The 7,843-nt window shown below is 67.6% G+C and carries 9 protein-coding genes; 3 read left to right on the forward strand and 6 right to left on the reverse strand.

Going from position 1 to position 7,843, the window contains the following annotated elements; genetic code table 11:
- The 6 genes from ACFE7D_RS13250 to ACFE7D_RS13275 form a co-directional block, all read right to left on the reverse strand.
- The coding region (locus ACFE7D_RS13250) for an SDR family NAD(P)-dependent oxidoreductase (RefSeq protein ID WP_375395886.1) at nucleotides 1-302 on the reverse strand (302 nt) is incomplete at its 3' end.
- Nucleotides 299-1,111, reverse strand: coding sequence for an enoyl-CoA hydratase/isomerase family protein (locus ACFE7D_RS13255; RefSeq protein WP_375395887.1), 813 nt, complete (start codon nucleotides 1,109-1,111; stop codon nucleotides 299-301). The genes ACFE7D_RS13255 and ACFE7D_RS13250, both read right to left, overlap by 4 nt.
- Nucleotides 1,108-1,635 carry an aromatic-ring-hydroxylating dioxygenase subunit beta gene (locus ACFE7D_RS13260; protein ID WP_375395888.1) on the reverse strand — a complete coding sequence of 176 codons (528 nt, stop codon included), beginning with the start codon at nucleotides 1,633-1,635 and terminating at the stop codon, nucleotides 1,108-1,110. The genes ACFE7D_RS13255 and ACFE7D_RS13260 overlap by 4 nt, the downstream gene beginning before the upstream one ends.
- Entirely contained in the window at nucleotides 1,635-2,900 is a 1,266-nt protein-coding gene (locus ACFE7D_RS13265) for a Rieske 2Fe-2S domain-containing protein (RefSeq protein WP_375395889.1), read from the reverse strand. Before ACFE7D_RS13265 ends, ACFE7D_RS13260 begins: the two co-directional genes overlap by 1 nt.
- Nucleotides 2,897-4,492: an acyl-CoA dehydrogenase family protein gene (locus ACFE7D_RS13270; RefSeq protein ID WP_375395890.1), complete on the reverse strand. Its 1,596-nt coding sequence runs from the start codon at nucleotides 4,490-4,492 to the stop codon at nucleotides 2,897-2,899. Before ACFE7D_RS13270 ends, ACFE7D_RS13265 begins: the two co-directional genes overlap by 4 nt.
- Nucleotides 4,493-4,587: 95 nt before the next feature.
- A complete protein-coding gene (locus ACFE7D_RS13275; RefSeq protein ID WP_375395894.1) occupies nucleotides 4,588-5,817 on the reverse strand; it encodes an acetyl-CoA C-acetyltransferase in 1,230 nt (409 codons plus the stop codon).
- 95 nt (nucleotides 5,818-5,912) lie between these two features.
- Between ACFE7D_RS13275 and ACFE7D_RS13280 the strand changes: the two genes are divergently transcribed.
- The 3 genes from ACFE7D_RS13280 (at nucleotide 5,913) to ACFE7D_RS13290 (ending at nucleotide 7,801) form a co-directional block, all read left to right on the forward strand.
- Nucleotides 5,913-7,052, forward strand: a complete 1,140-nt coding sequence (locus ACFE7D_RS13280; RefSeq protein WP_375395891.1) for a CaiB/BaiF CoA transferase family protein — start codon at nucleotides 5,913-5,915, stop codon at nucleotides 7,050-7,052.
- A gap of 194 nt (nucleotides 7,053-7,246) precedes the next feature.
- Entirely contained in the window at nucleotides 7,247-7,420 is a 174-nt protein-coding gene (locus tag ACFE7D_RS13285; RefSeq protein ID WP_375395892.1) for a hypothetical protein, read from the forward strand.
- A 63-nt stretch (nucleotides 7,421-7,483) separates the two neighbouring features.
- Nucleotides 7,484-7,801 carry a DUF2274 domain-containing protein gene (locus ACFE7D_RS13290; RefSeq protein WP_375395893.1) on the forward strand — a complete coding sequence of 106 codons (318 nt, stop codon included), beginning with the start codon at nucleotides 7,484-7,486 and terminating at the stop codon, nucleotides 7,799-7,801.
- Nucleotides 7,802-7,843: the final 42 nt, after the last annotated feature.

Below are 7,843 nucleotides of genomic sequence, written 5' to 3' on the forward strand. Positions count from 1 at the left end.
ATCAGCCGCTGCCACTGCGCGGGCGTGGTCGCGGTAAAAAAGGCGTGCTGGTCGACGCCGGCATTGTTGACGAGGATCGCGAAGGGGGCTTGCGCGCCCAGTGCAATAGCGACCGCTGCGGGATCGGAGACGTCGAGCGTCATCGCGGTGCCGCCAATTTCGTCGGCGACCGTCTGCGCGCCCTCGGCATCGATATCCGCCACCGTGACCTCCGCTCCTGCCGCCGCCAGCGCGCGCACGATCGCGGCGCCGATGCCGGCAGCTCCCCCGGTCACCAGCACGCGCCGGCCCGCGAGGCTCATCGGCCGGTAAAGGTCGGCGGCCGCCGCTCGATTACCGCCGCCAGCCCTTCGCGCGCGTCGGCGGACCCCGCCAGTTCGGACACGGTGCGCGATTCCTCGGGCAGCGCCGTCTCAACCGCGGCGGCGTTCCACAGCAGCCGCTTCGTCGCCGCCAGGGCGCGCGGTGCCCCCGCCGCCAGTTGCCGCGCCAGCGCAAGCGTCTCGGCCTCCAGCGCGTCGTCGGCGACCACGCGGCTGACGATCCCCAGATCGCACGCCTCGGCAGCGGTGAGGACCGGGTTGAGCAGGAACAGCTCGATCGCCTTGCGCAGGCCGACGATGCGCTGGAGCGTCACCGATGAGCCCGCGTCGGGCGCCATCCCCGCGCGCGTCGCCGCGGTCAGGAAGCGCGCACCCTCGCTCGCCACGACGAAGTCCGCCGCGCAGACCAGCCCGAACCCGCCACCGCCCGCTGCGAAACCCTGCACGCTGGCGATCACCGGGGGGCCGAGCCGGATCAGCGCGCCTGCCACCGCCTGAAGCCACGACGTCGCCTCGCGCAGATAGTCCGGCAGAGCCTCGCCCTTCGCCGCGAAGGTCTTGACGTCTCCGCCGGCGCAGAAATGCGGCCCCGCCCCGCGCAGGATCACGACCCGCAGCGACGAATCGCCATGCGCGGTCATCACCGCGTCGTACAGCGCGCGCAGAAACTCGACCGACATGCCATTCGATGCCTCGGGCCGGTTGAGCGTGATCCGCGCGATCCCCTCGGCCCGGTCGAGCAGCACCGCGCCTGCGCCGATCACCGGCTGCCAGTCGGGCGCGGTCATACCAGGAACGCCATGGTGAACAACGCCTGGTCGTTGTTGGGCAGAATCACCGTCTTCCGCGCCATCCGCAGCCCATCGGGCGTACGCCGCAGCAGATAGCGATACGCAAAGCCCCAGATCGTCTCGCCGCGCAGGCTCGATTCGAACAGGATGGCGTTGGCCGACACCGCGATCTCGTCCCCGCCCTGCGCGGTAATTTCGACATTGGAAACCACGCGGCGCAGGCGCGAGACGGGTGCCTGCGCGTGGCGCTTGCCGGTGTGGAACTGGCGGATGCGAAGTGCGATGCGCGACCGGTTGTCATAGGTGATCGACATCTGCGTCTCGGGATCGACGGTGTCGTCGCCATTGGCCGGGATCCAGTAGACGCCGTCGTCGGTCCACAAGCTTTCCCAATCGTCATAGCGGTGCTCGTCCTGGAGCCGCGCTTCGCTGAACAGGAACTGGCAGACCTCGTGGTGTAGCAGCAGCGCATCGATCGTGCCTGCCGCAGCGGGCCGGTCCGGTACCAGAGCGGTCGCCATCACACCGCCTCCATCAATCCGGCATAATGCCGCCAGATGCCGCGCGACGGCGTCTCGTCGGTCGCGTGGCCGACGCGGAAGCCGTCCGCGTCGCGATACTCGCGCTGTTCGCCGCGGCCGAGGAACAGCCACTCCGGATCGCGCGCCGCGACGCCGCGCTGGGTGCGCTCGTACATCTCGCAATCGTCGGCGAGCAGCAGCCCGGCGGGGCCGACCGACCCCATCGTCTGTTGGCGCATCCGCCGGTTGAGGTCGGGCGCTCCCTTGAACTGCAACGCGGTCACGTGCTGCACCGTCAGATCGACCGCGAGCGGCTGGATGACGAACAGCTGGATCTCGGCGATGAACAGATTGGGATAGATCATGACGTGCGGCGTTCCGTCGATCATGATTTCGCGCGCCCGCTCGTTCCCGTACGCGGCTTCCATGCTCGCGACATAGGCAGGCAAGCGCTCGGCGGTGGTGCCGAACCATTGCAGCGGCACGCCCGTTTTGCGGAATTCGGGCCGCAGGTCGACCTCGGTATGGCCGTTGCCGTAATCGCGCGTCAGCGCGGTCGACTGATTGCCGTACAGCCCGCCGATGCCGCTGTCCGCCACGCCGAAGATCGAGCTGTGGACGAAGGCGGGGTGATAGCCGTCGCATTCGTTCTCGACGATGAACTTCCAGTTGCTGCGCGCCTTGTGCTTCAGGAAGCCGGCGGTCACCTCAATCTCCCCCTCGGGCGAGGCGAGGCAGACCCGGTCGAGCGTCTCGGCCGCGCCACCGAGATGCTCGGCGAGCGTCGGGCCGTCGGTGCCGAACGACGCGAAAACGAAGCCGCGATAGGCCTCGACGCGCGGCACGCGGCCCAGTCCCAGCTCCTTTTTTTCGGCATCGCCGTGATCGCGATACCCTTCGGGAAAGGCGAAGCCGATGAGGTCGCCCGTATTGGCGAAGGTCCAGCTGTGATAGGAGCAGACGAATATCGCCGCATTGCCCTGCTCCTGCACGCAAACCTGGTTGCCGCGGTGCGGGCAGCGGTTCTGAAGCACGCGCACGACACCGTCCCTGCCCCGGACCATCAACACCGGCTGCGGGCCGATCGACTTCATGACGAAGTCGTTGAGATTGGGAATTTCGCTTTCGTGCCCGACATAGACCCAGGTCTTGCGCCAGATATGCTCCAGCTCGGCCTGGAACAGTGCTGGGTCGGTGTACAGCGATCCGTGGACCCGGTTCGATTGGATGCGGTCGCCGACGATGCCGGGCTGAATGACGGTCATGGAAAGGCCTCTTGTTGCTGCCCATCAAGGGCGCGTTGCAGCAGCGCGCGCGCCACGACTTTTAACGCCAGCGTCTCTTCGGCGCCCTCGAAGATCGAAAGCACGCGCGCGTCGAGGAAATAGCGGCTGACCGCACTTTCCTCGGCATAGCCCATGCCGCCGTGCAGCTGGAGCGCCTCGCGCGTCACGATCTCCGCCGAGCGGCAGGTAAAAAGCTTGACGAGGCTTGCTTCCATTTGCCCGCCGCCGGCGTTCAGCATCCGGCCGACATGATAGGCCATAAACCGGCAGGCGGCGAAGCGCGCGGCCATGCGCGCCAGCTTGACGCGGGTGAGCTGGTAATCGCCTAGCGCCGCACCGAACACCCGCCGGTCGGCGACATAGCGCGCCGACGCATCGAGCGCGGCGCGCATCACACCGCACGCGCGCGCGGCGGTCTGGATCCGCCCGCCGGTCATCCCCGTCATGGTGAGATAGAAGCCGCAGCCGAGTCCCTGTTCCTCGCCAATGACGTTGGCGTCGGGCACGACATAGCCATCGAACGCGACGTCGAACGAGTGCATCCCGCGATAGCCGATCGTCGGGATGGCCTTGCCCGTGATCCTGCCGCCGCCGTCCTGCGCATGATCGAACGCATGGCCGTCGACCGAAGGCTTCTCGGCGAGCAGCAGGCTGAGCCCGCGATGGCCGGCACCTTCTCCCGTCCGCGCGACGACCATCAGCACCCCCGCCTTGCCGGCGAAAGTGCACCAGGTCTTGGTGCCGTCCAGCCGCCAGCCGCCGTCGACCTGCGTCGCGCGCAGCTGCAACGCCGCGACGTCGGACCCGAAGTCGGGTTCGGTAATCGCGATCGCGCACAGCGGCTTGCCGATCGCCAGCCGCGGCAGCCATGCCTCTTTCTGCCGCTCGGTCCCGCCGGCGAGCAGCGCGCGTGTCAGGATTTCAGGCCGGGTGATGAGGCTGCCGCCCGCCGCCAGCGACGCCGCGGACAGCGCCTCGGTGACCGCGATCATACCGATCGTATCCTCGCCTTCGTCGGGCGCACTGCCGCCGTAGCGGGCAGGGACAGACAGGCCGAACAGCCCCATCTCGCGCATCGGTCCCAGGATCGTCTCCGGCACCGTCAGGTCATGGCGGTGGATATCCTCGGCCAGCGGCGCGACCCTGTCGCGGGCGAAACGGCCGAACGCCTCGGCGGCCATCGCCGCATCCTCCGGCAGGTCGATGCTTCCCACGTCCCCGCAGCGTCGTATCACCGCTTCTCCCACGCGGTCGATCGGGCCAGCGGTGGTGGCGTAAAGGAGTTCTCCCAGCCAGCTGTCCGCGCGCCACGCGGGCAAGGCCCGGCCGATCTCGCGCGCGACCGTCTCCAGCCGCCCGACCACCGACAACAGCGACTCCGCCAGAAAGACCGGAACGAGGTCGCGGTCGACCGCCGCCGTCGCGCTGCCGACCAGCGCCCTTGCCGCGAGCAGCTCGGCAGCGGCGAAGGCGAGCTCGTAGGAAGCGAATTGGAACCGGTCGAGCCGCGCCGGGACGAGCGCGCCTTGCTCGGCGCAGGCGATCGCGACGTCGGCACACAGGTCCGCCAAGCCTTGATCAAGCTCCGACAGGAAGCGGAGGCAGCCGGCTGAGTCCGGTTCCGTCGACGGCATGACCGGCGTGTTCCGGAGAACGGCGGACGCCATCAGAAGCGCTCGATGATCGTCGCCGGTGCCATGCCGCCCGCCGCGCACAGCGTCGCCATGCCGACATTAAGGTCGCGGCGCTCCATCTCGTCGAGCAGGGTGCCCAGAATGATCGCGCCTGTCGCCCCGATCGGATGGCCGAGCGCCATCGCGCCGCCATTGACGTTGACGATGGCGGGGTCGACGCCGGTTTCGCGCATGAACTTGAGCGGCACGACCGCAAACGCCTCGTTGATCTCGATCAGTTCGACATCGCTCATCACCATGCCGGCAAGGCGCAGCGCCTTTGCCGCCGCCGGAGCGGGGCCGTTCAGCATCAGCGTCGGGTCGGTGCCCGCCGTCGCGAACGACCGGATGCGCGCGCGGGGCTTCAGCCCGTGCGCGCGGGCATAGTCGGGCGACGCGATCACCACCGCGCCCGCGCCATCGACCACGCCCGAGCTGTTGCCGGCGTGGTGGACGTGGTGGATGGCGACGTCGGGATAGACGCGCTCGACCAGCGACCGCATCGTCGTGCCAGTCTCGTCGAACGGCGCGTCGTACATGCGCGCGAAGGCGGGCTGCAACGCGGCGAGACCCTCCGCCGTCGTCTGGGGCCGCGGGAATTCCTCGTGATCGAGAACGACGCGGCCCTCGTCGTCGCGAACCGCGACCGTGCTCCGGGCGAATCGGCTTTCGCGGATCGCGGCTTCGGCGCGCCGCTGACTCTCCAGCGCCAGCGCATCGACATCCTCGCGGCTGAATCCCTCCAGCGTGGCGAGCAAGTCGGCGCAGATGCCCTGATGTGGCTGCGGATAGCGCGCGCGCAGGCTCAGATTGTCCGAGTCTACCAGCGGCCGGCTGCGCAGCGACTGCGCATGCGACATCGACTCGACGCCACCCGCCACGACGAGATGCTGCTGCCCCGACATAACCCCCATCGCGCCCACGTTGACTGCGCTGAGGCCGCCGCCGCAGAACCGGTCAATTGCCAGCCCCGGCGCGTCGAGGTCGTAGCCGGCGTCGAGCGCCGCCATCCGCGCGATACAGAAGCCTTGGTTGCCCGTCTGCGTGCCGCAGCCGACAATGACGTCGTCGACATCCTTCGTTTCGAGTCCGAGACGCTCGGCCAGCGCGGCAAGCACCTGCGCCAGCAGTCGCTGCGAGTGTATCCCTGCCAGCGCGCCCTTGCCGACCTTGCCAATGCCTCGCGGTGTACGCATCGCGTCGATGATCCACGCTTCCTGCATCATTGCCTCCGACATTATTTGATTGAACAGTTAAACTACTGGTGTAGCTAGGCCGGCTTGTAGCGCGATGCAAGTCGCAATCGGTGGAGAATCGAATGGCGGGCGCGTTGCAGGGACTTAGGATCGTCGAACTGGCGGGCATGGGCCCAGCACCGTTCGCAGGCATGATGCTCGCCGACCACGGCGCCGAGGTCATCCGGATCGAGCGTCCCGCAACCAGTCCGGGCCAGCAACGCGCCGCCTCCGGCGATGTCCTGCGGCGATCGCGCAAGGTCGTCAGCATCGATCTGAAGACCGAAGCCGGTCGCGGCGTGGTGCGCGACCTGGCCGCCGACGCGCACGGACTGATCGAGGGTTTCCGGCCCGGCGCAACCGAGCGGCTGGGACTCGGCCCCGACGATCTGCTCCGGCGCAATCCAGCGCTCGTCTACGGTCGAATGACCGGCTGGGGACAGGACGGACCCAACGCCGCGCTGGCAGGACATGACATCAACTATATTGCGCTTGCCGGCACGCTCCACATGCTCGGTCGCGCGGGGGAAAAGCCCATGCCGGCAGTCAACCTGGTCGGCGATTTCGGCGGTGGCGGGATGCTGCTGGCCTTCGGCATGCTCGCCGGCCTGCTCCACGCGCAGCGGACCGGCGAGGGGCAGGTGGTGGATTGCGCGATGGTGGACGGCGCTGCCCTGATCGCCAGCCTGATGTGGTCGCTGCGCGGGCAAGGCCGGTGGCGCGACGAACGCGGCGTCAACCTGCTCGATACCGGCGCGCATTTCTACGACACCTATGAAACGGCGGACGGCAAACATGTTGCGCTGGGTGCGATCGAGCCGCAATTCTACGCCATCCTGCGCGACAAGGCGGGGCTGGCGGACGATCCGGACTTCGACGCGCAGACCGATCCAGCCGCGTGGCCGACGCTCAAGGCGAAGCTGACCGCGCTATTCAGCCAGCGCACGCGCGACGACTGGTGTGCGCTGCTGGAACACACTGACGCATGTTTCACGCCGGTGCTGTCGATGGCGGAGGCCCCCGATCACCCGCACAACGTGGCGCGCGGCACCTTCGTCGCGCCGGGCGGCATCGTCCAGCCCGCGCCGGCACCGCGCCTTTCGCGAACGCCGGCGGTACCCCCTGCAATGACCCGGAGCTCCGACGGACCTGCGCTGCTCACCGCCCTCGGCTTCGACCCTGAGCGGATCGCGGCCCTGTCGGCCGCAGGCGTAATCGGCTGACGCGCGACGGATCGTCAATCGACACTTGGTATTGGGCCAAAGCAAGGAGCGAGAAATGAAACTGGATACATCGATAGCCTTCCTCCCGCTTCGTCGCCCAGGTCTTTGCTGGCGCAACACTGGTCAAGGGCTTCAACCATCTGGGCGCTGGCGTTCTTGCCCAGGACCCCGCCGTACATGGCGGCCGGAGGGTCGTGTTCCTGGCGAGCGACGATGACGCTGCCGCAGAGGAAATTGGTGCGCTCGCTGAAAATCTCGGCTTCGCGCCGATCAAACTTGGCGGGCTTTCGGAAGACGGCCTGCTGGTGCAGGCACGGGGCGATAAATGGGGCCGCCTGTTCTTCAAAGACCTGGTCAAGTTCGACTGATCAATCGTGATCGCACGCATCGCACGATCCTGACATCCCAACATCCGCTTAACGAGCAATTCGATGACTCAACTCAAACTGCCGAGGCAAAGCGATCGGAGGGCAAGCGATCTCACAATCAGCTCGGCCGGCGATCTTCGGAACGCGCTGGAAAAGTACGCAGACCTATATCGCGCGACCTACGGGGAGGAAATTGCCCTGACTGAGCTGATCGCGGCGGTGCTGGCCGAATTTTTGGCGAATGATGGCGCATTTGCGCTGGACCGTGGTTCCCAGCCGACACGCGCGGGAGCTACGTTGCCGGCCAAGGAAATTGGTTATCCCGCCGCTGCTGCATCGTCGGAGAAACTGATACCGCTGAGAGAGGTCTTCCGTGTGTGACGCCAAGGGCGCCTGATGGCGTGGTCCGAGTTATGCTCGTTG

Source organism: uncultured Sphingomonas sp. (assembly GCF_964244235.1).
Taxonomy (GTDB): domain Bacteria; phylum Pseudomonadota; class Alphaproteobacteria; order Sphingomonadales; family Sphingomonadaceae; genus Sphingomonas.